This window comes from Pseudomonas sp. CH61 (genome assembly GCF_059429415.1).
This window is the reverse complement of the sequence record NZ_CM182098.1, coordinates 3,980,885-4,003,166: the sequence shown is the minus strand read 5'-3', so window position 1 is coordinate 4,003,166 and position 22,282 is coordinate 3,980,885. Positions and strand designations below refer to the sequence as shown.

The 22,282-nt window shown below is 60.4% G+C and carries 22 protein-coding genes; 19 read left to right on the top strand and 3 right to left on the bottom strand.

Annotated features, from left to right (window positions below; translation table 11 throughout):
- Window positions 1–59: 59 nt before the first annotated feature.
- Together AC5SEM_RS17910 and AC5SEM_RS17905 are read left to right on the top strand one after the other, a co-directional pair.
- Entirely contained in the window at window positions 60–992 is a 933-nt protein-coding gene (locus AC5SEM_RS17910; RefSeq protein WP_495470951.1) for an ABC transporter ATP-binding protein, read from the top strand.
- Complete coding sequence (locus tag AC5SEM_RS17905) at window positions 989–1,768, top strand: ABC transporter permease (RefSeq protein WP_008087860.1); 780 nt, start codon at window positions 989–991, stop codon at window positions 1,766–1,768. The genes AC5SEM_RS17910 and AC5SEM_RS17905 overlap by 4 nt, the downstream gene beginning before the upstream one ends.
- Window positions 1,769–1,910: 142 nt before the next feature.
- Here AC5SEM_RS17905 and AC5SEM_RS17900 read toward each other — a convergent pair whose 3' ends face one another.
- Window positions 1,911–2,429 carry a DUF2062 domain-containing protein gene (locus AC5SEM_RS17900; protein ID WP_007908202.1) on the bottom strand — a complete coding sequence of 173 codons (519 nt, stop codon included), beginning with the start codon at window positions 2,427–2,429 and terminating at the stop codon, window positions 1,911–1,913.
- A 136-nt stretch (window positions 2,430–2,565) separates the two neighbouring features.
- Between AC5SEM_RS17900 and AC5SEM_RS17895 the strand changes: the two genes are divergently transcribed.
- The 12 genes from AC5SEM_RS17895 (at window position 2,566) to AC5SEM_RS17840 (ending at window position 14,029) form a co-directional block, all read left to right on the top strand.
- Entirely contained in the window at window positions 2,566–4,800 is a 2,235-nt protein-coding gene (locus tag AC5SEM_RS17895) for a DNA internalization-related competence protein ComEC/Rec2 (protein ID WP_495470950.1), read from the top strand.
- A 101-nt stretch (window positions 4,801–4,901) separates the two neighbouring features.
- Entirely contained in the window at window positions 4,902–5,537 is a 636-nt protein-coding gene (locus AC5SEM_RS17890) for a MotA/TolQ/ExbB proton channel family protein (protein ID WP_038364506.1), read from the top strand.
- Window positions 5,534–5,962, top strand: coding sequence for an ExbD/TolR family protein (locus tag AC5SEM_RS17885; RefSeq protein ID WP_495470949.1), 429 nt, complete (start codon window positions 5,534–5,536; stop codon window positions 5,960–5,962). The genes AC5SEM_RS17890 and AC5SEM_RS17885 overlap by 4 nt, the downstream gene beginning before the upstream one ends.
- Window positions 5,962–6,972 carry a tetraacyldisaccharide 4'-kinase gene (gene lpxK, locus AC5SEM_RS17880; RefSeq protein ID WP_495470948.1) on the top strand — a complete coding sequence of 337 codons (1,011 nt, stop codon included), beginning with the start codon at window positions 5,962–5,964 and terminating at the stop codon, window positions 6,970–6,972. Before AC5SEM_RS17885 ends, lpxK begins: the two co-directional genes overlap by 1 nt.
- A gap of 22 nt (window positions 6,973–6,994) precedes the next feature.
- Window positions 6,995–7,180: a Trm112 family protein gene (locus tag AC5SEM_RS17875; RefSeq protein WP_003174668.1), complete on the top strand. Its 186-nt coding sequence runs from the start codon at window positions 6,995–6,997 to the stop codon at window positions 7,178–7,180.
- Entirely contained in the window at window positions 7,177–7,941 is a 765-nt protein-coding gene (kdsB, locus tag AC5SEM_RS17870; protein ID WP_495470947.1) for a 3-deoxy-manno-octulosonate cytidylyltransferase, read from the top strand. The genes AC5SEM_RS17875 and kdsB overlap by 4 nt, the downstream gene beginning before the upstream one ends.
- A complete protein-coding gene (locus AC5SEM_RS17865) occupies window positions 7,941–8,405 on the top strand; it encodes a low molecular weight protein-tyrosine-phosphatase (protein ID WP_016986041.1) in 465 nt (154 codons plus the stop codon). The genes kdsB and AC5SEM_RS17865 overlap by 1 nt, the downstream gene beginning before the upstream one ends.
- Window positions 8,402–9,421 (top strand): UDP-N-acetylmuramate dehydrogenase, encoded by a 1,020-nt coding sequence (gene murB, locus AC5SEM_RS17860; protein ID WP_495470946.1) that lies wholly within the window; start codon window positions 8,402–8,404, stop codon window positions 9,419–9,421. Before AC5SEM_RS17865 ends, murB begins: the two co-directional genes overlap by 4 nt.
- Before the next feature lie 246 nt (window positions 9,422–9,667).
- Entirely contained in the window at window positions 9,668–10,138 is a 471-nt protein-coding gene (locus tag AC5SEM_RS17855; RefSeq protein WP_495470945.1) for a (2Fe-2S)-binding protein, read from the top strand.
- Window positions 10,135–12,456: a xanthine dehydrogenase family protein molybdopterin-binding subunit gene (locus AC5SEM_RS17850; protein WP_123594419.1), complete on the top strand. Its 2,322-nt coding sequence runs from the start codon at window positions 10,135–10,137 to the stop codon at window positions 12,454–12,456. Before AC5SEM_RS17855 ends, AC5SEM_RS17850 begins: the two co-directional genes overlap by 4 nt.
- Window positions 12,456–13,436: an XdhC family protein gene (locus AC5SEM_RS17845; RefSeq protein ID WP_495470944.1), complete on the top strand. Its 981-nt coding sequence runs from the start codon at window positions 12,456–12,458 to the stop codon at window positions 13,434–13,436. Before AC5SEM_RS17850 ends, AC5SEM_RS17845 begins: the two co-directional genes overlap by 1 nt.
- A complete protein-coding gene (locus tag AC5SEM_RS17840; protein WP_495470943.1) occupies window positions 13,433–14,029 on the top strand; it encodes a nucleotidyltransferase family protein in 597 nt (198 codons plus the stop codon). The genes AC5SEM_RS17845 and AC5SEM_RS17840 overlap by 4 nt, the downstream gene beginning before the upstream one ends.
- 191 nt (window positions 14,030–14,220) lie before the next feature.
- Here AC5SEM_RS17840 and rne read toward each other — a convergent pair whose 3' ends face one another.
- Window positions 14,221–17,457, bottom strand: a complete 3,237-nt coding sequence (gene rne, locus AC5SEM_RS17835) for a ribonuclease E (protein ID WP_495470942.1) — start codon at window positions 17,455–17,457, stop codon at window positions 14,221–14,223.
- Window positions 17,458–18,156: 699 nt separating this feature from the next.
- On the opposite strand from rne, the gene rluC reads away from it, so the two are divergent.
- The 3 genes from rluC to sppA are packed head-to-tail and all read left to right on the top strand — an operon-like array spanning window position 18,157 to window position 20,779.
- Window positions 18,157–19,116, top strand: coding sequence for a 23S rRNA pseudouridine(955/2504/2580) synthase RluC (rluC, locus tag AC5SEM_RS17830; RefSeq protein WP_034155359.1), 960 nt, complete (start codon window positions 18,157–18,159; stop codon window positions 19,114–19,116).
- On the top strand, window positions 19,103–19,765 hold the full coding sequence (locus AC5SEM_RS17825; protein ID WP_077574078.1) for an HAD-IA family hydrolase: 663 nt from the start codon (window positions 19,103–19,105) through the stop codon (window positions 19,763–19,765). The genes rluC and AC5SEM_RS17825 overlap by 14 nt, the downstream gene beginning before the upstream one ends.
- A gap of 24 nt (window positions 19,766–19,789) precedes the next feature.
- A complete protein-coding gene (gene sppA / locus AC5SEM_RS17820; RefSeq protein ID WP_368967697.1) occupies window positions 19,790–20,779 on the top strand; it encodes a signal peptide peptidase SppA in 990 nt (329 codons plus the stop codon).
- A 94-nt stretch (window positions 20,780–20,873) separates the two neighbouring features.
- Here the strand turns inward: sppA and AC5SEM_RS17815 are convergent, their stop codons facing one another.
- Window positions 20,874–21,452, bottom strand: a complete 579-nt coding sequence (locus AC5SEM_RS17815) for a Maf family protein (protein WP_495470941.1) — start codon at window positions 21,450–21,452, stop codon at window positions 20,874–20,876.
- A gap of 105 nt (window positions 21,453–21,557) precedes the next feature.
- On the opposite strand from AC5SEM_RS17815, the gene AC5SEM_RS17810 reads away from it, so the two are divergent.
- Both AC5SEM_RS17810 and rpmF read left to right on the top strand, forming a co-directional pair.
- The gene (locus tag AC5SEM_RS17810; RefSeq protein ID WP_007908248.1) at window positions 21,558–22,085 is read left to right on the top strand and encodes a YceD family protein; all 528 of its coding nucleotides are present in this window, start codon (window positions 21,558–21,560) and stop codon (window positions 22,083–22,085) included.
- A gap of 13 nt (window positions 22,086–22,098) precedes the next feature.
- Window positions 22,099–22,281 (top strand): 50S ribosomal protein L32, encoded by a 183-nt coding sequence (gene rpmF, locus AC5SEM_RS17805; RefSeq protein ID WP_003179396.1) that lies wholly within the window; start codon window positions 22,099–22,101, stop codon window positions 22,279–22,281.
- Window position 22,282 lies beyond the last annotated feature (1 nt).

The following is a 22,282-nucleotide window of genomic DNA, read 5'->3' as shown; positions in this document are numbered from 1 at the left end:
CTGCGGTTCGATCCTTCGCCGCCGTCTCCTTTTTCCCTTCAATGGTGCGTAAATCAGATATGAGTTCCGCTCTGTCCATCCGGCAGCTAACCAAAACCTACGGCAACGGGTTCCAGGCCTTGAGTGGTATCGATCTGGACGTCGCCGAAGGTGACTTTTTCGCCTTGCTCGGCCCCAACGGTGCCGGCAAATCCACGACCATCGGCATTCTTTCGACCCTGGTCAACAAGACCAGCGGCACGGTGAATATCTTCGGTCATGACCTGGACAAGAATCCTGCGCAGCTCAAGCGCTCGATCGGCGTGGTGCCCCAGGAATTCAACTTCAACCAGTTCGAAAAGACTTTCGACATCGTCGTGACCCAGGCTGGTTACTACGGCATTCCGGCGAAGATCGCCAAGGAACGCGCCGAGCAGTACCTCACTCAACTGGGCCTGTGGGACAAGCGCGACGTGCCGTCACGTTCGTTGTCCGGCGGCATGAAGCGGCGCTTGATGATCGCTCGTGCGCTGGTACACGAACCACGTCTGCTGATCCTCGATGAACCGACCGCAGGTGTGGATATCGAACTGCGCCGGTCGATGTGGACGTTCCTCACCGAACTGAACCAGAAAGGCATCACCATCATCCTCACCACGCACTATCTGGAGGAGGCTGAGCAGTTGTGCCGCAACATCGGCATCATCGACCACGGCACCATCGTCGAGAACACCAGCATGAAACAATTGCTGGGCCAGTTGCACGTGGAAACCTTCCTGCTGGACCTGAAAAGCGACTTGCACGCCACGCCGCAATTGCTCGGCTATCCCGCCCGGTTGATCGACGCTCACACCCTGGAAGTCCAGGTCGACAAATCCATGGGCATCACGGCGTTGTTCACCCAGTTGGCGCAGCAGAACATCGAAGTGCTGAGCCTGCGTAACAAAACCAATCGCCTCGAGGAGCTGTTCGTGTCCCTGGTGGAGAAAAATCTGTCGAAGGTGGCGGTATGAGTTCCGAATTCCGTCCCAACCTCGTCGCCCTGCAGACCATCGTTTACCGCGAGGTCAAACGCTTCACGCGGATCTGGCCGCAAACGCTGCTGCCGCCGGCGATCACCATGGTTCTGTACTTCGTGATCTTCGGCAATCTGATCGGTCGGCAGATCGGTGACATGGGTGGCTTCACCTACATGGAATACATCGTGCCGGGGCTGATCATGATGTCGGTGATCACCAACTCCTACGGCAACGTGGTCTCGAGTTTCTTCGGCAGCAAGTTCCAGCGCTCCATCGAAGAGCTGATGGTGTCGCCGGTGTCGCCGCACACGATTCTGATCGGCTTCACCATTGGCGGCGTGTTGCGTGGCCTGATGGTCGGCGTGATCGTGACCATTCTGTCGCTGTTCTTCACCCATTTGCAGGTGCATCACCTCGGTGTGACCATTCTGGTGGTGGTGCTGACGGCGACGATCTTCTCGCTGCTGGGCTTCATCAACGCGGTGTTTGCGCGCAACTTCGATGATATTTCGATTATCCCGACCTTTGTGCTGACGCCGCTGACTTACCTGGGTGGGGTGTTTTACTCGATCACCTTGCTGCCGCCGTTCTGGCAGACCGTGTCGCTGGCCAACCCGGTGCTGCACATGGTCAACGCCTTCCGTTACGGCATTCTCGGTGTGTCGGATATCAAGATCGGTATCGCGATCACCTTTATGCTGGTGGCGACGGTGGTGCTGTATCTCGGTTGCGCACGGTTGCTGGTGAGTGGGCGCGGGATGCGGACCTGACTCCAGACCGAGTCGTGGCCATCGCGAGCAGGCTCACTCCTACAGGGGAACGCATTCCAATGTAGGAGTGAGCCTGCTCGCGATAGGGCAATACAGACGCCACAAATCAAAACGGCCTCCCACTGCGGAGGCCGTTTTGCATTCAGCGCATGCGACTTTTCTTGCGTCGCGCCCATTGCCGCGCGACCCACCAGCGCCAGTACATCATCACCAGGCAATAGGCGAGGGCGCCGAGCACCAACCCCACCACCACCGAGCCGAGCAAGAACGGCTGCCACAACGTCGACAACTCGCCGCTGATCCACTCCCAGGTCAACTCGTCCGGAAGATGCCGGGCAGGCACGTCCATCAAAAACGCCCCGGCCTGATACGTGCAGAAGAATACCGCCGGCATGGTGATCGGATTGGTCAGCCACACCAGGCTGACGGCAATCGGCATGTTCCCCCGCACCATGACGGCGAGTGCGGCGGCCACCAGCATCTGCGCCGGAATCGGCAGGAACGCAGCAAACAGGCCGACCGCCATCGCCCGGGCGACCGAGTGGCGATTGAGGTGCCAGAGGTTCGGGTCATGCAGCAACTTGCCGAGAAAGCGTAAGGATTTGTGTTCCCTGATGCTCGTCGGATCGGGCATGTAACGTTTGAATAAGCGCCGGGGCATAAGGCTTCTCGGTCGGTTAAGGCGGCAAGTATGTCTGGATTCTACGAAGCGCCCATTCAGACTTTGTGACAATTGTTGACGACGCCTGTGCCCGACACCCGCTATGCCTAAGTGCGGGACTCTCAAGGACGGGCTTATGCGCACAGGGATGATGGCGCTTGCAGTCGGTCTGCTCGCCGCGGTTTTTATGCCGGCATTACCGCCGGTCTGGTTGCTGCTGTTGCTGCCGGTGGCGGCTTTGATGCTGCTGCCGTTTCGCAGCTATCCGTTGGCGTTTTTGCTGTTTGGCTTCTCGTGGGCCAGCGTCGGTGCGCAATGGGCGTTGAATGATCGTTTGCCAACTGAACTGGATGGCGAAACCCGTTGGCTCGAAGGACGGGTTATCGGCTTGCCGCAGAGCGCCGAGGGTGTGGTGCGTTTCGAGCTGGCGGATGCGCGCTCGCGTCATGAAAAGCTGCCATCGCTGATGCGCCTCGCCTGGTACGCCGGGCCGCCGGTCAACAGTGGCGAGCGCTGGCGCTTGGCGGTCAAGCTCAAGCGTCCCGGTGGTTTGCTCAACCCGGACGCCTTCGATTACGAAGCATGGCTGCTCGCGCAACGCATCGGTGCGACCGGCACGATCAAGGACGGCCAACGCCTGAGCGAAGCAAGGTGGGCCTGGCGCGACAGTATTCGTCAGCGTTTGCTGAGCGTGGATGCGCAGGGGCGAAGCGGCGCACTGGCGGCGCTGGTGCTGGGCGACGGTTCGGGACTCAGTCGTGAGGATTGGCGGATTCTGCAGGACACTGGCACCGTGCACTTGCTGGTGATTTCCGGCCAGCACATCGGTTTGCTCGCGGCGGTGATGTATTGGCTGGTCGCAGGGTTGGCGCGATTTGGTCTGTGGCCATTGCGTTGGCCGTGGCTGCCATGGGCCTGTGGGCTGGCGTTCGCGGCAGCGTTTGGTTATGGCCTGCTTGCCGGGTTCGATGTGCCGGTGCAGCGGGCCTGCGTGATGGTCGGGCTGGTGCTGTTGTGGCGGCTGCGCTTTCGCCATCTGGGGGCATGGTGGCCGTTGCTGCTGGCGTTCAATGGTGTGCTGTTGCTGGATCCGCTTGCCAGTTTGCGTCCAGGTTTTTGGCTCTCGTTTGCGGCGGTGGCCGTGCTGATCTTTACTTTTGGCGGTCGTTTGGGCGCGTGGCGCTGGTGGCAGACCTGGACGCGGGCGCAATGGTTGATCGCGATCGGCTTGTGCCCGGTGTTGCTGGCACTGAACCTGCCGATCAGTCTCAGCGGGCCGCTGGCCAATTTGTTCGCGGTGCCCTGGGTCAGTCTTGTGGTGTTACCGCCGGCGCTACTGGGGACGGTGTTATTGCCTGTTCCTTATGTCGGCGCCGGCCTGCTGTGGCTGGCCGGCGGTTTGATCGACGGACTGTTTCGCGCGCTGGCAATGATTGCCGGGCATTGGCCGGCGTGGATCGCACCCTCGCTACCCGCTTGGGTCTGGGCCATTGGCAGCCTCGGCGCCGTGTTGTTGCTGTTGCCGCGCGGCGTGCCGATGCGTGCACTGGGCTGGCCACTGTTGTTGCTGCTGGCCATGCCACCCCGCGAGCGATTGGCCGAAGGCCTGGCCGATATCTGGCAGCTCGATGTTGGCCAAGGCCTGGCCACCCTGATCCGTACCCGGCATCACTCGCTGTTGTATGACGCGGGGCCACGCTTTGGCGATTTCGATCTCGGCGAGCGGGTGGTGTTGCCCGCGTTGCGCAAACTCAGCGTGGGAGACCTCGATCTGATGCTGCTCAGCCATGCGGACGCCGATCACGCGGGTGGTGCGCTGGCGATCATGCGCGGTTTGACCATTGCGCAAGTGATCAGCGGCGATCCGGCGCCACTGCCCGCGCAATTGGGCGCCGAAGCCTGCGAAAGCGGCCGGCAATGGCAGTGGGACGGCGTGCGTTTTCAACTTTGGCAGTGGACGGACGCTCACGACAGCAATCAGCGTTCGTGCGTATTGCAGATCGAGGCCAATGGCGAGCGCCTGCTGCTGACTGGCGACATCGACACCCACGCCGAGCGCTCGCTGCTCGACAGTCCGCTGGCCGTGCCGACGCAATGGCTGCAAGCGCCTCACCATGGCAGTCGCAGTTCGTCGTCGATGGCGCTGCTCAACGTCTTGAAGCCTGAGTCCGTGCTGATTTCGCGAGGTCATGGCAATTCATTTGGTCATCCCCACCCGACCGTGCTGGCGCGTTATCGGAAACTCGGCCTGCACATTTACGACAGCGCCGAACACGGCGCCATTCATCTGCAATTGGGCCGCTTCAAGCCGCCGTGGACGATGCGTCAACAGCGGCGTTTCTGGCGCGATACGCCTGCGCTCGCCCGTTGATCGGTGCCAGCATGGATGCCACCTCACGGTCGTCGGGGCGGCGGGTCTTAATCGCGGATCGGTATGGTAAAGTGGCGCACTTTTTCGAGGGGACTGTCACTGTGTGGGAATTGGTCAAATCCGGCGGCTGGATGATGTTGCCGATCATTCTGAGCTCCATCGCGGCCATGGCGATCGTCGCCGAACGCCTGTGGACCCTGCGCGCCAGTCGCGTCACCCCCGAGCATCTGCTGGGCCAGGTCTGGGTCTGGATCAAGGACAAGCAGCTCAATAAAGAAAAGCTCAAGGAATTGCGCGCCAATTCGCCGCTGGGAGAAATCCTCGCCGCCGGTCTGGCCAACTCCAAGCATGGTCGCGAGATCATGAAAGAGTGCATTGAAGAGGCCGCCGCCCGGGTCATTCACGAACTCGAGCGCTACGTTAACGCGCTGGGCACCATTGCCGCCATGTCGCCGTTGCTCGGTCTGCTGGGTACCGTGTTAGGCATGATCGACATTTTCAGTGCCTTCACTGGCTCAGGCATGACCACCAACGCCTCGGTATTGGCCGGTGGTATTTCCAAAGCGCTGATCACCACCGCTGCGGGCCTGATGGTCGGTATTCCGGCGGTGTTCTTCCACCGGTTCCTGCAACGCCGCATCGATGAGCTGGTGGTCGGCATGGAACAGGAAGCGATCAAACTGGTTGAAGTGGTGCAGGGCGACCGTGACGTCGATCTGGCCGAGGGCCGGGTGTGAAATTCCGTCGCAAGCCTCGGGAAACCATCGATATCAACCTCGCGTCGCTGATCGACGTGGTGTTCATTCTGCTGCTGTTTTTCGTCGTGACCACCACGTTTACCCGTGAAACCCAGTTGCGCGTCGACCTGCCGGAAGCGGTCAGCGGTTCACCGGCCGAAGATCAGCAGCTCAAGCAGATCGACGTGACGATCAGCGCTGAAGGCGTGTTCTCGGTGAACAACAAGATTCTGCCGAAGAACGATCTGGCGACATTGATGGAAGCGATGCAGAAAGAATCCAACGGTGACACCAACATGCCGTTGTCGATCAGTGCCGACGGCAAGACTCAGCATCAATCCGTGATCACCGCCATGGACGCGGCCGGCAAGCTCGGTTTCAGCCATCTGCGCATGACCACGGTCGAGGCGGCGCCGAAATCCTGATGAGCCTGTCCGATCGTTTGCTCGCCGCTTGGTATCAGGGGCATCCGGCCCTGACGCTGCTGCGGCCGCTGGAGTTGTTGTACCGCCGCGTGGTGATCAACAAACGCCAACGCTTTCTCGACAATGAAGGCGAAATCTATCAGTCGCCCGTGCCGTTGATCGTGGTCGGCAATATCACCGTTGGCGGCACCGGCAAGACGCCGATGATCCTCTGGCTGATCGAACATTGCCGGCGCAGCGGTTTGCGCGTCGGCGTGGTCAGCCGTGGTTACGGTGCCAAACCACCGCAGTTGCCGTGGCGCGTTGAGGCCGAGCAAAGCGCTGACATTGCTGGTGATGAACCGTTGTTGATCGTCCAGCGCACAGGTGTGCCGCTGATGATCGACCCCGATCGCAGCGCCGCCGTCAAAGCCTTGCTCGCCAGCGAACCGCTGGATCTGATCCTCTCCGACGACGGTATGCAGCATTATCGTCTGGCGCGGGATCTGGAACTGGTGCTGATCGATGCCGCTCGCGGCCTCGGCAACAAGCGTTGCCTGCCGGCCGGGCCTTTGCGCGAGCCAATCGAACGCTTGCAAAGCGTCGACGGCGTGCTGTTCAACGGTGCCACCGAAGATCGCGCCGACGGTTTCGCCTTCCGCCTGCAACCCACCGCGCTGGTCAATCTGCGCAGTGGCGAGCGCAAGCCGCTCGATCATTTCCCCTCCGGCCAGGCCGTCCACGCGGTCGCCGGGATCGGCAATCCGCAACGTTTCTTCAATACCCTCGAAGCGCTAGACTGGCGAGCGGTTCCGCACGCGTTTGCCGACCACGCCGAATACAGCGTGCAGGCGTTGAATTTCACACCGTCATTGCCGTTGGTGATGACCGAAAAGGACGCGGTGAAGTGCCGTGCCTTCGCTGCTGCCGACTGGTGGTATCTGGCGGTCGATGCCGTGCCGTCGCCGGCCTTCGTGGCCTGGTTCGACACTCAGCTGATGCGCCTGTTGCCCGATCGGCTTTTGCCTTAACTTTTTTATCCAGGGAATGTTCATGGACACCAAATTGCTCGATATCCTCGCGTGCCCGATCTGCAAAGGCCCGCTCAAGCTCAGCGCCGACAAGACCGAGCTGATCAGCAAGGGCGCCGGTCTGGCATACCCGATCCGCGACGGCATCCCGGTGATGCTCGAAAGCGAAGCCCGCACCCTGACCACCGACGAGCGTCTGGATAAATGACCACTGCCTTCACCGTTGTCATCCCGTCGCGTTTCGCCTCGACCCGTTTGCCGGGCAAACCGCTGCTGGATATCGCCGGCAAGCCAATGATCCAGCACGTCTGGGAACAGGCGAGCAAAAGCAGCGCCTCCCGCGTGGTGGTTGCGACTGACGATGCGCGCATCGTCGAGGCCTGCCAGGCGTTTGGCGCCGAAGTCGTGCTGACCCGTGAAGATCACAATTCCGGCACCGATCGTCTGGCTGAAGTCGCAGCGAAACTTGGCCTGGAACCCGATGCGATCGTGGTCAACGTGCAGGGCGACGAGCCGCTGATTCCGCCAAGCGTGATCGATCAGGTCGCCGCCAACCTGGCGGCTCACACTGACGCGCGTATGGCTACGTTGGCCGAGCCGATCGAAGACATTGAAACCCTGTTCAACCCGAACGTGGTCAAGGTCGTCAGTGACATCAACGGTCTTGCGTTGACCTTCAGCCGCTCCACTTTGCCGTGGGCGCGCGATGCCTTTGCCAAAAGCCGCGAGCAATTGCCCGAAGGCGTGCCGTACCGTCGCCACATCGGCATTTACGCCTACCGCGCCGGTTTCCTTCATGACTTCGTGAGCTGGGGCCCGTGCTGGCTGGAAAACACTGAATCCCTCGAGCAACTGCGTGCCCTGTGGCACGGCGTACGCATTCATGTCGCCGATGCACTGATCGCGCCGCCCACCGGTGTCGACACTGCCGAAGACCTCGAGCGCGTTCGTCGCCTGCTGGGGGCCTGATGCGCGTTCTGTTTGTGTGCCTGGGCAACATTTGCCGTTCGCCCACGGCCGAAGGCGTGTTGCGGCACAAACTGCGCGAAGCGGGGCTGGCGGATCAGGTCGAAGTGGCTTCGGCTGGCACCGGTGACTGGCACGTCGGCAACCCGCCGGACAAACGCAGCCAGGCTGCCGCCAAAGTGCGCGGCTATGACCTGTCGGCGCAACGCGCGCAGCAGGTCAGCCGCGCGGACTTCGCCAGTTATGACCTGATTCTGGCGATGGACAACAGCAACCTGCGCAACCTCAAGGCGTTGCAGCCGTCCACCGGCAAGGCTGAGCTGGACCTGTTTCTGCGTCGCTACGCCGGCGTGGTCGATGAAGTGCCGGATCCGTATTACGACGGCGATCAAGGGTTCGAGCAGGTGCTGGATCTGATCGAAGCGGCTTGTGACCAATTGTTGATCGAAGTGAAGGGCCGGTTATGAGTTTGCAGGTGCAACCGCAGGTTTCCCTGAAACCGTTCAACAGTTTCGGCGTCGATGTGCGCGCGCAACTGTTCGCCGAAGCTCACAGCGATGCCGATGTCCGTGAGGCGCTGGCGTATGCCACGGCTCATGATGTGCCATTGCTGGTCATCGGCGGCGGCAGCAACTTGCTGCTCACCGCCGACATTGCGGCGCTGGTGCTGCGCATGGCCACCCGTGGCATTCGTGTGATCAGCGATGACGGCAGCCGGGTGGTGATCGAGGCTGAAGCCGGCGAGCCGTGGCATCCGTTTGTCCAGCACACACTGGCGCTGGGCTTTTCCGGACTGGAAAACCTCAGTCTGATTCCCGGCACTGTCGGCGCTGCGCCGATGCAGAATATTGGCGCTTACGGTGTCGAGATCAAGGATGTGTTTGCCGGGCTCACCGCGTTGGATCGTCAGACCGGCGAGTTGCGCGACTTCACTCTCGAAGAATGCAACTTTGCCTACCGCGACAGTCTGTTCAAGCAGCAGCCGGGGCGTTGGTTGATTCTTCGCGTGCGCTTCAAACTGGATCGCGTTGCGCATCTGCATCTCGAATACGGTCCGGTGCGCCAGCGCCTGACCGAGCAGGGTATCGAGCAGCCGACGCCGACCGATGTCAGCCGCGCCATCTGCAGCATTCGCAGTGAAAAACTGCCGGACCCGGCAGTGCTCGGCAATGCCGGCAGCTTCTTCAAGAATCCGCTGGTGTCGGCGGCCATCGTCGCGCAGATCAAAGCGCAGCATCCGGATGTGGTCGCCTACGCGCAACCGGACGGGCAGATGAAACTGGCCGCGGGCTGGTTGATCGAGCGCGCTGGCTGGAAAGGCTTCCGTGAGGCCGATGCCGGCGTGCATAAATTGCAGGCGCTGGTGCTGGTCAACTACGGCGCGGCAACCGGGCTGCAACTGCTCGATCTGGCGCAACGCATTCAGAAAGACATTGCCGAACGTTTCAATGTCGAGCTGGAAATGGAGCCTAATCGGTATTGAGGCTACGCTTTCAAAGCACCAACCAAGGCCCTGCACTGATTAAAAAGTGCAGGGCTTTTTCGTTAATGCTGAGTTAACTTAGCGAGCTAACGATAACCGTCATTTGCTCCACCAAAGGCCCGGTGCAGACGTTCCCGTCGGCACAAGAGAGCCTCATTAGCCTGAGTCGATCTGCGTGAACCACCGCCGATTCAATGGCGGCAGATTGCTCGACCCGATAACCACCAAAAATATGCGGGCGTGCCCATGATTACCCTGAAACTCAATGGCCAAGACCATTCACTTGATGTCACGGAAGACATGCCGCTGCTCTGGGCTATCCGCGATGTTGCTGGTTACAACGGCACCAAATTCGGCTGCGGCATGGGCCTGTGTGGCGCCTGCACCATTCATATCGATGGCTTGCCGGCGCGCAGTTGCATCACGCCGATTGGCTCGGTGGTCGGGCAGAACGTCACCACCATCGATAACCTGCACGCCGACCCGGTCGGCCAGGTGGTTCAACAAGCCTGGCTGGACACGGCTGTCGCCCAATGCGGTTTCTGTCAGGGCGGGCAAATCATGTCGGCCACCGCGTTGCTTAAAACCAACCCAAACCCGAGCGACGAACAGATCGAAGAAGCCATGGTCGGCAACATTTGCCGTTGCGGCACGTATAACCGAATCAAGACTGCGATTCGCCAAGCCTCCACCCATTTGAAGGAGGCCAAGTCATGAGTCGTCTCCCGAATGATTTCGCCCTGAGCAATCTCAGCCGTCGCGGTTTTCTCAAAGGCGTCGGCGCCACCGGTGCGCTGGTGCTGGCGGCGAGTTGGGGCTGGCAGGATGCGTTGGCCGAAGACAAACCGAAACAGTTCGGCGCCGATGGCATGCCCAACGGCTGGATCGATGATCCGAAGGTCTACGTCAGCATCGCCGCCGACGGCACGGTCACCGTGGTGTGCAACCGCTCGGAGATGGGCCAGGGCGTGCGCACCAGTCTGACCATGGTTGTCGCTGATGAGCTGGAGGCCGATTGGGCGCACGTCAAAGTGCAGCAGGCACCGGGTGATGAAGTGCGTTTCGGCAACCAGGACACTGACGGTTCGCGCAGCATGCGCCATTGGTATGAACCGATGCGGCGTTGCGGCGCGGCGGCACGGACGATGCTCGAGCAGGCCGCCGCCGCACAGTGGAAAGTGCCGGTCGGCGAATGCCACGCGCAGTTGCACAAAGTCATTCACAAGCCGTCCGGCCGTGAGCTGGGTTATGGCGAGCTAGCCGCCGCAGCCAGTGCGTTGGCAGTACCGACACGGGACAGCTTGCGTCTCAAGCAGCCGTCGGAGTTTCGCTACATCGGCAAGGAAGGTACGAAAGCCATCGATGGTGACGACATCGTCAACGGTCGCGCGGTGTACGGTGCTGATGTGCATTTCGACGGCATGCTGTACGCGACCATTGCCCGTCCGGCGGTGTACGGCGGCAAGGTCAAATCGCTGGACGACAGCGCCGCGCTGAAAGTCCCCGGCGTGCTCAAAGTGCTCCAGATTGAAGGCCGTCCATTGCCTTCTGAATTCCAGCCATTGGGTGGCGTGGCGGTTGTTGCCACCAATACCTGGGCTGCAATCAAGGGCCGCGAGGCGCTGAAAATCGAGTGGGACGACGGCCCGAACGCCAGTTACGACTCGATTGCCTATCGCAAGGAGCTGGAAGCCGCCTCGCTGAAACCCGGCAAAGTGGTGCGCAACACCGGCGATATCGACAAGGCCTTGAGCGGCGCTGCCAGCACCCTCGAAGCGTCTTACTATTTGCCGCATCTGGCGCAAGCACCGATGGAACCAATGGTCGCCATCGCCCGTTACAAGGATGGCGTCTGCGAAGCCTGGGCACCGAGTCAGGCGCCACAAGTCACCCGCGAGCGAATCGGCGAGCGCCTTGGTTTGCCGTTCGACAACGTCACCTTTAATGTCACGCTGCTCGGCGGTGGTTTCGGTCGCAAGTCGAAACCGGACTTTGTCGTCGAAGCGGCGATCCTCGCCAAGGAGTTTCCGGGTAAAGCCGTGCGGGTGCAGTGGACGCGTGAAGATGACATCCACAACTCGTATTTTCATACCGTGTCCGCCGAGTATTTGAAGGCTGGCGTGGGTAAGGACGGTATGCCGTCCGGCTGGTTGCATCGCACCGTGGCGCCGAGCATCACCGCGTTGTTTGCGCCGGGGATGAATCATGAGGCGGCGTTCGAGCTGGGCATGGGTTTCACCAACATGGCCTACGCCATTCCCAATGTGCGCCTGGAAAACCCCGAAGCGACCGTGCACACGCGGGTCGGCTGGTATCGCTCGGTGTCGAACATTCCGCACGGCTTCGCGATCCAGAGTTTCGTCGATGAGCTGGCACACAAGGCCGGTGAGGATCCGCTCAAATATCAGATCAAACTGCTCGGCGCGGATCGGCAGATCGATCCGCGTACCTTGAGCGAGGAGTGGAACTACGGCGAATCTCCCGAGCGTTACCCGATCGACACCGGACGCATGCGCACCGTGCTGGAAACTGCGGCCAAGGCTGCCGGTTGGGGGCGCAAACTGCCCAAGGGGCGTGGTCTTGGCCTGGCGGTGCATTACAGCTTCGTCACCTATGTGGCGGCGGTGATCGAAGTCGAGGTCAAGGACGACGGTACGCTGATCGTGCACAAGGCTGATATTGCCGTGGATTGCGGGCCACAGATCAACCCCGAGCGCATTCGCTCGCAGTTCGAAGGCGCTTGTGTGATGGGCCTGGGCAATGCTGTGCTGGGTGAAATCAGCTTCAAGGACGGTAAGGTTCAGCAGGACAACTTCCACATGTACGAAGTGGCGCGCATGTCGCTGGCGCCGAAGGAAGTTGCCGTGCATCTGGTGACACCGCCGGGCGACGTGCCGTTGGGCGGCGTCGGCGAACCGGGCGTACCGCCGATTGCCCCGGCGCTGTGCAACGCGATTTTCGCCGCCACCGGCAAGCGTATTCGCAACCTGCCGGTGCGCTATCAGTTGCAGGGCTGGCAGAAGGCAGAGGCCTGATGGACAGCGTCGACCTCAATGTCCTGCGCAGCGTCCTCGAATGGCGCCGCGCCGGACAGCGGGTGGTGTTGTTCAGTGTGGTGCAGACCTGGGGCACGGCGCCTCGCGCTCCCGGCGCCATGTTGGCGTTGCGCGAGGATGGCGTGGTGATTGGTTCGGTGTCGGGCGGGTGTGTCGAGGATGACTTGATTGCCCGCCTGCACGACGGCCGCATCGCCAGCGATGGGCCGCCGGTGCAGTTGATCACTTATGGCATCACGCGAGAGGAGGCGGCGCGCTTCGGATTGCCTTGTGGCGGTACGTTGCGCCTGACCGAAGAGCGCGTTGGCGATCCTGCTTGGGTCGCTGAATTGCTGGCCCGTTGTGAGGCTCACGAGATCGTTGCTCGCGAATTGAACATCGACACCGGTGAAGTGCTTCTGTCGCTGGCAAGTAAATCCGATGCGCTGGAATTCGACGGTAAAACCCTGCGTGCGATTTACGGTCCGCGTTGGCGGCTGCTGTTGATCGGTGCCGGCCAGTTGTCGCGCTACGTCGCGGACATGGCACGGTTGCTGGATTTTGAAGTGCTGATCTGCGATCCGCGTACCGAGTTTGTCTACGGTTGGGAAGAGCACCACGGGCGTTTCGTCCCGGGCATGCCGGATGACGCGGTGTTGAGCATCCAGACCGATGAGCGCACGGCGATTGTCGCGCTGACTCACGACCCGCGTCTGGATGACATGGCGTTGCTCACGGCGCTGGATTCGCCAGCCTTCTATGTGGGGGCGCTCGGTTCGCGGGTCAACAGCCAGAAGCGTCGGGAAAATCTCGCTCAGCTAGGCTTGTCGGTACAGGCGATCGATCGATTGCACGGGCCGATCGGTCTGCACATTGGCAGTCATTCGCCGGCAGAAATTGCCTTGTCCTTGCTGGCGGAAATTGTAGCGATCAAGAACGGGGTCGAATTGAAGCAGAAGAAAACTTTGGAGGACGCATGAGTCGATCCATTGCAGTGATTGTGCTGGCTGCAGGCGAGGGCAGCCGCTTTCGCCAGGTGGCAGGTGCCGATAAGGACAAGTTGCTGGCGGATTGCACTGGTCGTGATGGTGCGGTGCGTTCGGTGATCGAGCAGGTATTGGTTAATCTGCCGGCCGATCTTGATAAGCGTGTGTTGGTGACGACTGAGGCGCGGCCACAGGCGATGCGCATGGCGCAGGCCTATGGCTGTGACGTTGTCTCAATCGAGTCGACCGGAATGGGTGACAGCATTGCCGCCGGGGTTGCAGCTTGCCCGGATGCCGATGGCTGGTTGATTGTGCTGGGGGATATGCCGTTTATCTTGCCGTCGAGTATTGAGCGGGTGGTCGCGGCGATTGCTGATGATGCGGTGAGCGTGCCGGTGCAGGAGGGCGAGTTTGGCCATCCTGTGGGGTTTGGGCGTTCGTTTGGCGCGGGGTTGCAGGGGTTGAGCGGCGATCGTGGGGCCAGGCCTTTGTTCAAGCAGGGCAGGGTGGTGGAGGTTGCCGTCGATGATCCAGGCGTTCTGTGGGATATCGATGTGCCTGAGGCTTTGGTATTTCCCCAATCCTGAGCCTTGCTCAGATCCCCTGTAGGAGTGAGCCTGCTCGCGATAGCGGTGTGTCAGTTGATACTACTTTTGCTGAACCACCGCTATCGCGAGCAGGCTCACTCCTACAGGAGATAGCGTTAAGGCTTAAATTGCAGGCATAAAAAAGCCCCGCCAGGTTTTCACCGGGCGGGGCTTTTTATTGGCTTTGGAAATTACACGAGTGGTTTAGGCTCGTGCTCTTTTTCCTCGGCCTCTTGGTGTTGCTCGACCGCGTCCTGAACGGAGCGTGGTGCTTCAGCGATCACCGCTTCGACAACCGCTTCTTCAGCGACCGGGGCAGGCGCTGCCTCGACCACTTCAGCAACCGGAGCAGCAGCGGCAGCCAGTTCGGCTTCCTTCTGCAGACGCTCTTCTTCACGCTTGCGACGACGCACTTCACGTGGGTCGTTCGGCGCGCGGCCGCTTGGTGTCAGGGCGCTGACCGGAGCCGGTGCTTCAACCACTGGAGCTGGCGCTTCGGCAACGACAGGTGCTTCGACCACCGGTGCTGGTTCAGCAACGACCACTGGCTCGGCAACTTTGCTCTCTTCAACCACAGGAGCTTCAACCACCGGGGTTTCGAACACTGGCGCTTCAACAACCGGTGCTTCAACCACTGGCGCTGGTGTTTCAGCAACAGCCGGCTCGGCGACCCAGTTGAAAGCGGTCTGCTCTTCGCGAACTTCACGCACGGTTTCGGTCACGGTTTCAGCAACGCTTTCTACCACCGGCTCGGCCACTACAACTGGCGCAGGCTCTACCTGAGGCAGGGTTTCCTGAACCGGTGCCACTTCGACTTCCGGAGCAGCAACCACTTCGACCGGAGTGGTCGCTTCAACGACCGGCGCTTCCACTGGCGCAGTTTCCTGAACAGCAGCGGTAGCGCGTTCGGCTTGCTCGTGGGCTTGTGCTTCGGCCGGAGCGCTGATCACGGTGCTGGCAACAGCGGCGGTGACAGCCAGACCAGCAGCCAGATCGGCGGTGCTTGGCTCTTCAGCGTTTTCGCCGGCTTCGGATTCTTCCGAACCTTCGATCACGTTGCCGTTGGCATCACGCTGACGCTCACGACGGTTGCTGCGACGACGCTGACCGCGCGAACGACGACGTGGACGATCGCCTTCGGCGTTCTCCGAACCGTCTTCCGGCAGTTGCTCTTCGTTGATGTTCACTTCTTCTTCAGCGACGGCAGCAGCGGCCTGCTCGGCACGCGGTTGACGCTCTTCACGCGGCGGACGCGGTGCGCGCTCTTCACGTGGCTGACGGGCCGGACGCTCTTCAGCGGCAACGGCTGCGGTGGCTGCTGCAACTGGAGCGGCGTCCAGTGGCTCGCGCAGTTCACGTACACGCTCTTCACGCTCGCCACGTGGCTTGCGGTCTTCGCGCGGTGCACGTGGAGCACGTTCTTCACGCGGAGCACGTGGTGCGCGTTCTTCGCGGGCAACTGGCGCTTCGGTACGGGTTTCGCGAGGCTCGCGGACTTCACGGGCTTCACGTGGCGCGCGCTCTTCGCGCGGCTCGCGTGGCGCACGTTCTTCACGTGGGGCACGTTCTTCGCGTGGCTTGCGTTCTTCATCGCGGCGACCGTTACGGTTGCGGCTCTGCTGACGACCGTTGCGACGTTCTTCGTTGCGGGCCGGACGTTCGCTGGCTGGTTTTTCAACCACAACCGGAGCGGCTGGCTCTTCTTTGGTGGCGAACAGGCTGACCAGCGATTTCACCAGGCCTTTGAACAGGCTTGGCTCTGGCGCGGCAACCGGGGCCGGTGCTGGAGCGGCAGGCGCGGCGACTTCGGTCGGAACCGGAGCGTTGGCACGGGCCGGAGCAGTCTTGACCGCGGCTTCCTGGCGAACCAGGGTGCGGGTCGCGGCGGCTGGCTGGACTTCTTCGACTTCGGCAGCGGCAGCAGCGATTTCGTAGCTGGACTGGTTGGTCGCGGCTTCCGGGCTGTCGTCACGCAGACGCTGAACTTCGAAATGCGGGGTTTCGAGGTGATCATTCGGCAGAATGATGATGCGGGCACGGGTGCGCAGTTCGATCTTGGTGATCGAGTTGCGTTTTTCGTTGAGCAGGAACGCGGCGACCGGGATTGGCACCTGAGCGCGCACTTCGGCAGTGCGGTCTTTCAGGGCTTCTTCTTCGATCAGGCGCAAGATCGCCAGCGACAGCGATTCAACGTCACGGATGATGCCGGTGCCGTTGCAACGCGGGCAGACGATGCCGCTGCTTTCGCCCAGCGATGGACGCAGGCGCTGACGGGACATTTCCAGCAGGCCGAAGCGCGAGATGCGGCCGATCTGCACGCGGGCGCGGTCGGCTTCCAGGCATTCGCGGACTTTCTCTTCCACGGCGCGCTGGTTCTTGGCTGGGGTCATGTCGATGAAGTCGATGACGATCAGGCCGCCGATGTCGCGCAGGCGCAACTGACGGGCGATTTCTTCGGCGGCTTCAAGGTTGGTCTGCAGAGCGGTTTCTTCGATGTCGCTGCCTTTGGTGGCGCGCGCCGAGTTGATGTCGATGGACACCAGGGCTTCGGTCGGATCGATGACGATGGAGCCGCCGGAAGGCAGTTCAACGACGCGCTGGAAAGCGGTCTCGATCTGGCTTTCGATCTGGAAGCGGTTGAACAGCGGCACGCTGTCTTCGTACAGCTTGATCTTGCTGGCGTACTGCGGCATCACCTGACGGATGAAGGTCAGGGCTTCGTCCTGGGCTTCAACGCTGTCGATCAGCACTTCGCCGATGTCCTGGCGCAGGTAATCGCGGATGGCGCGGATGATCACGTTGCTTTCCTGGTAGATCAGGAATGGCGCGGAGCGATCCAGCGAGGCTTCTTTGATGGCGGTCCACAGTTGCAGCAGGTAATCGAGGTCCCACTGCATTTCTTCACTGCTGCGGCCCAGGCCGGCAGTGCGCACGATCAGACCCATGTCGGCCGGTGCTACCAGGCCGTTCAGCGCTTCACGCAGTTCGTTGCGCTCTTCGCCTTCGATGCGACGGGAGATACCGCCGGCACGCGGGTTGTTTGGCATCAGCACGAGGTAACGACCGGCCAGGCTGATGAAGGTGGTCAGGGCTGCGCCCTTGTTGCCACGTTCTTCTTTTTCGACCTGAACGATGACTTCCTGGCCTTCGCTCAGGACGTCCTTGATGTTGACGCGGCCTTCAGGGGCTTTCTTGAAGTATTCGCGGGAGATTTCTTTGAGGGGCAGGAAGCCGTGGCGCTCGGAGCCGAAATCGACAAAGGCAGCCTCAAGGCTTGGTTCGATGCGAGTGATGCGGCCTTTATAGATGTTGGCCTTCTTCTGCTCGCGTGCACCGGATTCGATGTCCAGGTCGTAGAGGCGTTGGCCATCTACCAGTGCAACACGCAACTCTTCGGGTTGAGTTGCGTTAATCAGCATTCTTTTCATGTAGTACCGTCGGTTTCCGGGCTGCCGGAAACGGCGTTCGGCACACACGACTTCTCACGGTCGGTGTCAGGTGCGTCGGGAGTGGTTGGCCATTCCCGTGTCCAGCGATATGCGGCCAATTGGGCCGATATAGCGACGTACGCGTCCTGCTTGCTGTGGCTACTTAAGCACTCAGTCAGGAGGAGGAATCAACCAGCGGCTGTGGACGAGATGAAGCGTCTTGATAAAGCCTATTGCTACACAGTCCAGCGGTTGTGCATCTCCACCCTACACGTATCCCTGATAATTCGGGTGCTGCCGCGCGCAGAATCCGCAGCGGGTTGGCATTTACCGTGAGCTCCGAAAGGGGAGGTCACGCATCATGGCTAATTCAGGCGTTGTTTCCGAAGCATTCGCTCGGGGTCATCTGCAGCTGACTGCACTTTGTGAACTGGCCTTGAATGTGTGCCTGTCAGGCGAGTAAAAACTCTGCTCGACGGTGTAATTCAGGCCTCATGTCACCTGCGCTTGTTACAACTGCAAACTCCACCGTTACGTAGCGAAAGCCCCGTAGGACGGCCTCGCGTCCTGGTGAATTGCGTTGGTCAGGGCCGGTTTTTGACCGTGGTTCCTCTGTCCAGGCCGCTTTTGGCGGCGTTCGCGACTATAGCAGCAATGATTAAGTGCTTCAATTCCATAAAAATTGTTATCATCCGCGGCATGACAACTACTGCCCCTTCGACTCCAGGCGTTCAATTGCTTGAAGTCTCGCCGGAGTATGCCGGCCAACGAATCGACAATTTCCTCCTCGCCCGGCTCAAAGGCGTGCCCAAGACCTTGATTTACCGCATTTTGCGCAAAGGCGAAGTGCGTGTGAACAAAGGTCGGATCAAGCCCGAATACAAGCTGCAGGCCGGTGATATCGTGCGCGTGCCGCCGGTTCGCGTGCCTGAGCGCGATGAGCCGGTGCCACTCGCTCAAGGCCTGTTGCAGCGCCTGGAAGCCTCGATTGTCTTCGAAGACAAAGCCCTGATCGTGATCAACAAGCCCGCCGGCATTGCGGTTCACGGTGGCAGCGGCCTGAATTTCGGCGTGATCGAAGCCTTTCGTCAGTTGCGTCCCGATGCCAAGGAGCTGGAACTGGTTCACCGTCTCGACCGTGACACCTCCGGCCTGCTGATGATCGCCAAAAAGCGCAGCATGTTGCGCCACTTGCACGAGCAGTTGCGCGGCGATGGCGTCGACAAGCGCTACATGGCGCTGGTGCGCGGCAACTGGGCGACTTCGATCAAGAAAGTCAGCGCGCCATTGCTCAAGAGCAATCTGCGTTCCGGCGAGCGCATGGTCGAAGTCAATGACGAGGGCAAGGAAGCCCTGACCATGTTCAAGGTGCTGCGCCGCTTCGGCGATTTTGCCACCATGGTCGAGGCTAAACCGGTTACCGGTCGCACCCACCAGATTCGCGTGCACACCTTGCATGCGGGCCATTGCATTGCTGGTGACAGCAAGTATGGCGATGAGGATTTCACCAAGGAAATTCGCGATCTGGGTGGCAAGCGGCTGTTTTTGCACGCCTACATGCTGACCGTGCCGCTGCCCGATGGCGGCAAGCTGACCTTGCAGGCGCCGGTCGATGAAATGTGGGCCAAGACCGTGGAGCGATTGAGTGCGCCCATCTGATTACAAGCTGCTGATTTTTGATTGGGACGGCACACTGGCCGATTCCATCCATCGGATCGTCGAGGCGATGCACTCTGCATCCGGGCGTTCCGGCTTCGAGTTGCGTGATGACTTTGCCGTCAAAGGCATCATCGGCTTGGGTCTGCCCGAGGCGATCCGTACGCTGTACCCCGAAATCAGCGATGCCGAAATGACTTTGTTTCGCGAGTATTACGCCGATCACTACATCGCTGCCGAAGCTGTGCCTTCGCCGTTGTTCGAAGGCGTAGTCGAATCGATGGCGTCGTTTCGTGAGCAGGGTTATCACCTGGCTGTCGCCACCGGCAAGAATCGTCGCGGGCTGGATCGGGTGCTCAAGGCCAATGGCTGGGAAGAATATTTCGATATCACCCGTGCTGCCGATGAAACTGCCAGCAAGCCGCACCCTCTGATGCTGGAGCAGATCCTTGCTCATTGCGGCGTGCGCGCCGAACAGGCGCTGATGGTTGGCGATTCGTCCTTCGATCTGCTGATGGCGCGTAACGCGGGGATGGACTCGGTGGCGGTCAGCTATGGCGCGCAATCGATCGAATCGCTGCAGCAGTTCGAACCGCGCCTGTCGATCGACCGTTTTTCCGAATTGCATGCCTGGCTGGAGAAGCAGGCTTAATACGTTTTTGCTGGGGTGGATGGCATGACCGACGAATGGAAAGCACCGGCCAAGGCAAGTGCCGACGACGGTGATCAGAAAAGCTGGAAGCTATTGGAAAAAACCCTGCTGGCCGGTGTGCAAGAGCAGCGGCGTTCACGGCGTTGGGGGATTTTCTTCAAGCTGCTGACGTTTGTTTATCTTTTTGTTGCGCTGATTTTGTTCACGCCGCTGATGGATATGGAAAAAAGCGCCACCCGTAGCGATAACTACACCGCGTTGATCGATGTCACCGGGGTGATCGCCGACAAGGAGCCTGCCAGCGCCGATAACATTGTCGGTAGTCTGCGCGCCGCGTTTGAAGACAAGAAGGTCAAAGGCGTCGTCCTGCGCATCAACAGCCCGGGCGGCAGTCCGGTGCAGTCGGGTTATGTGTATGACGAGATCAAGCGCCTGCGTGGCCTGCACCCGGATATCAAGGTGTATGCCGTGATTTCCGATCTGGGCGCGTCCGGCGCTTATTACATCGCCAGTGCGGCGGATCAGATCTACGCCGACAAGGCGAGTCTGGTCGGTTCGATCGGTGTGACGGCGGCCGGTTACGGTTTTGTCGGCACCATGGAGAAGCTTGGCGTTGAGCGTCGCACGTACACCTCGGGCGAGCACAAGTCGTTCCTCGATCCGTTCCAGCCGCAGAAGCCGGATGAAACGGCGTTCTGGCAGACGGTGCTGGATACCACGCACAAACAGTTCATCAATAGCGTCAAGCAGGGTCGCGGGGATCGCCTGAAGGACAAAGAGCATCCGGAGCTTTTTTCTGGGCTGGTCTGGTCGGGCGAGCAGGCGCTGCCGTTGGGGTTGATCGATGGGCTGGGAAATGCCAGCTCGGTGGCGCGGGATGTGATCGGCGAGAAAGAGCTGGTGGACTTCACTGTGCAGGAGTCTCCGTTTGATCGTTTCTCGAAGAAGCTCGGTGCCAGTGTTGCTGAGCAGTTGGCGATGTGGATGGGTTTCCACGGGCCTTCGTTGCGCTGATTCGTTGTAAAGATCAAAAGATCGCAGCCTGCGGCAGCTCCTACGGGGTTTTACAGTCCCCTGTAGGGGCTGCCGCAGGCTGCGATCTTTTGCTTTATGGGATCTGCACGCCTTCAGTCAGCAGCATGTCGATCAGGCGAATCAGCGGCAGGCCGATCAGGCTGGTGGCGTCAGGGCCTTCGGTGGACTGAAACAGGCTGACGCCCAGTCCTTCCGCCTTGAAGCTCCCTGCGCAGTCATACGGCTGCTCGATGCGCAGATAACGCTCAACGCGCGCCTGATCGAGCTGACGCATGTGCACGGTAAACGGCACGCAGTCGACCTGGCATTCGCCGGTCTGGCTGTTGAGCAGCGCCAGGCCGGTCAGGAAGGTCACGCTGGCGCCGCTGGCGGCCATCAGTTGCTCGCGGGCCTTCTCAAAGGTGTGCGGCTTGCCAATGATCTGCTCGCCGAGCACGGCAACCTGGTCGGAGCCGATGATCAAGTGCGCAGGGTGACTGTCAGCCAATGCCCGGGCTTTTTGTTCGGCGAGGCGTTTGACCAGCTCGATGGCTGACTCGCCCCGGCGATGGCTTTCATCGATATCCGGCGAGCTGCAGACGAACGGCAGGTGCAGGCGGGCGAGCAATTCGCGACGATAGGTCGAGCTTGAAGCGAGTAATAAAGGCAGCATTCGCGTCTCCTGAGGCAGGTGCGAATTCTAGCGGAGGCACGCAAGTGACGGACAGGGCACAATTTCCTTTGACATGGGTGGGTGCATCCCTATAATGCTGCGCCTATGTTGAATGACCCGATTCCACCTCACGTTGACCCGCGCAAATTGGCTGACCGTGGCACCACCCTTCAAGGTGAAATGCTGCTGGCCGATTTGGAGAGACTCTGCGACCCGCTTTCCGACAATGTCGGTACGGTGCAGGCGAAATTCGTTTTTGAACGAGATGAACGTAAATCTGTGGTAATCCACAGCTTTATCGACACCGAAGTCAAAATGGTTTGCCAGCGTTGTCTTGAGCTGGTCACCCTGCCGATCCACAGCGAATGCAGTTATGCTGTGGTGAAAGAGGGTGCGAATACCCAGTCGTTGCCGAAAGGTTATGACGTGCTGGAACTGGGCGAAGATCCATTGGATCTGCAGTCACTGATCGAGGAGGAGCTTCTGCTCGCCTTGCCCATTGTGCCTGCTCATCATCCGGAAGAATGCCAGCAGCCGGCGGGTCTCGATGAGCCCGAACCGAGCGAGGACGAGTCAACGCGGTCCAACCCGTTCAGTGTATTGGCGCAGTTAAAGCGTGACCCAAACGTTTAGGAGTTAATCAATTATGGCTGTTCAGCAGAACAAAAAATCCCGCTCTGCCCGTGACATGCGCCGTTCGCACGACGCTCTCGAGGCTAGCACCCTGTCTGTAGAAAAAACCACTGGTGAAGTTCACCTGCGTCACCACGTATCGCCAGAAGGCGTATACCGTGGCCGTAAAGTGATCGACAAGGGCGCTGACGAGTAAT

Excerpts from the sequence above, each read along its gene's own strand:
- AC5SEM_RS17865 (WP_016986041.1), top strand. The coding sequence starts at position 7,941 with ATGCGCGTTCTGTTTGTGTGCCTGGGCAACATTTGCCGTTCGCCCACG.
- AC5SEM_RS17850 (WP_123594419.1), top strand. The coding sequence starts at position 10,135 with ATGAGTCGTCTCCCGAATGATTTCGCCCTGAGCAATCTCAGCCGTCGC.
- AC5SEM_RS17845 (WP_495470944.1), top strand. The coding sequence starts at position 12,456 with ATGGACAGCGTCGACCTCAATGTCCTGCGCAGCGTCCTCGAATGGCGC.
- AC5SEM_RS17910 (WP_495470951.1), top strand. The coding sequence starts at position 60 with ATGAGTTCCGCTCTGTCCATCCGGCAGCTAACCAAAACCTACGGCAAC.
- AC5SEM_RS17855 (WP_495470945.1), top strand. The coding sequence starts at position 9,668 with ATGATTACCCTGAAACTCAATGGCCAAGACCATTCACTTGATGTCACG.
- kdsB (WP_495470947.1), top strand. The coding sequence starts at position 7,177 with ATGACCACTGCCTTCACCGTTGTCATCCCGTCGCGTTTCGCCTCGACC.
- AC5SEM_RS17815 (WP_495470941.1), bottom strand. The coding sequence starts at position 21,452 with ATGCTGCCTTTATTACTCGCTTCAAGCTCGACCTATCGTCGCGAATTG.
- AC5SEM_RS17905 (WP_008087860.1), top strand. The coding sequence starts at position 989 with ATGAGTTCCGAATTCCGTCCCAACCTCGTCGCCCTGCAGACCATCGTT.
- AC5SEM_RS17895 (WP_495470950.1), top strand. The coding sequence starts at position 2,566 with ATGCGCACAGGGATGATGGCGCTTGCAGTCGGTCTGCTCGCCGCGGTT.
- sppA (WP_368967697.1), top strand. The coding sequence starts at position 19,790 with ATGACCGACGAATGGAAAGCACCGGCCAAGGCAAGTGCCGACGACGGT.
- rne (WP_495470942.1), bottom strand. The coding sequence starts at position 17,457 with ATGAAAAGAATGCTGATTAACGCAACTCAACCCGAAGAGTTGCGTGTT.
- murB (WP_495470946.1), top strand. The coding sequence starts at position 8,402 with ATGAGTTTGCAGGTGCAACCGCAGGTTTCCCTGAAACCGTTCAACAGT.
- lpxK (WP_495470948.1), top strand. The coding sequence starts at position 5,962 with ATGAGCCTGTCCGATCGTTTGCTCGCCGCTTGGTATCAGGGGCATCCG.
- rluC (WP_034155359.1), top strand. The coding sequence starts at position 18,157 with ATGACAACTACTGCCCCTTCGACTCCAGGCGTTCAATTGCTTGAAGTC.
- AC5SEM_RS17840 (WP_495470943.1), top strand. The coding sequence starts at position 13,433 with ATGAGTCGATCCATTGCAGTGATTGTGCTGGCTGCAGGCGAGGGCAGC.
- AC5SEM_RS17875 (WP_003174668.1), top strand. The coding sequence starts at position 6,995 with ATGGACACCAAATTGCTCGATATCCTCGCGTGCCCGATCTGCAAAGGC.
- AC5SEM_RS17900 (WP_007908202.1), bottom strand. The coding sequence starts at position 2,429 with ATGCCCCGGCGCTTATTCAAACGTTACATGCCCGATCCGACGAGCATC.
- AC5SEM_RS17810 (WP_007908248.1), top strand. The coding sequence starts at position 21,558 with ATGTTGAATGACCCGATTCCACCTCACGTTGACCCGCGCAAATTGGCT.
- rpmF (WP_003179396.1), top strand. The coding sequence starts at position 22,099 with ATGGCTGTTCAGCAGAACAAAAAATCCCGCTCTGCCCGTGACATGCGC.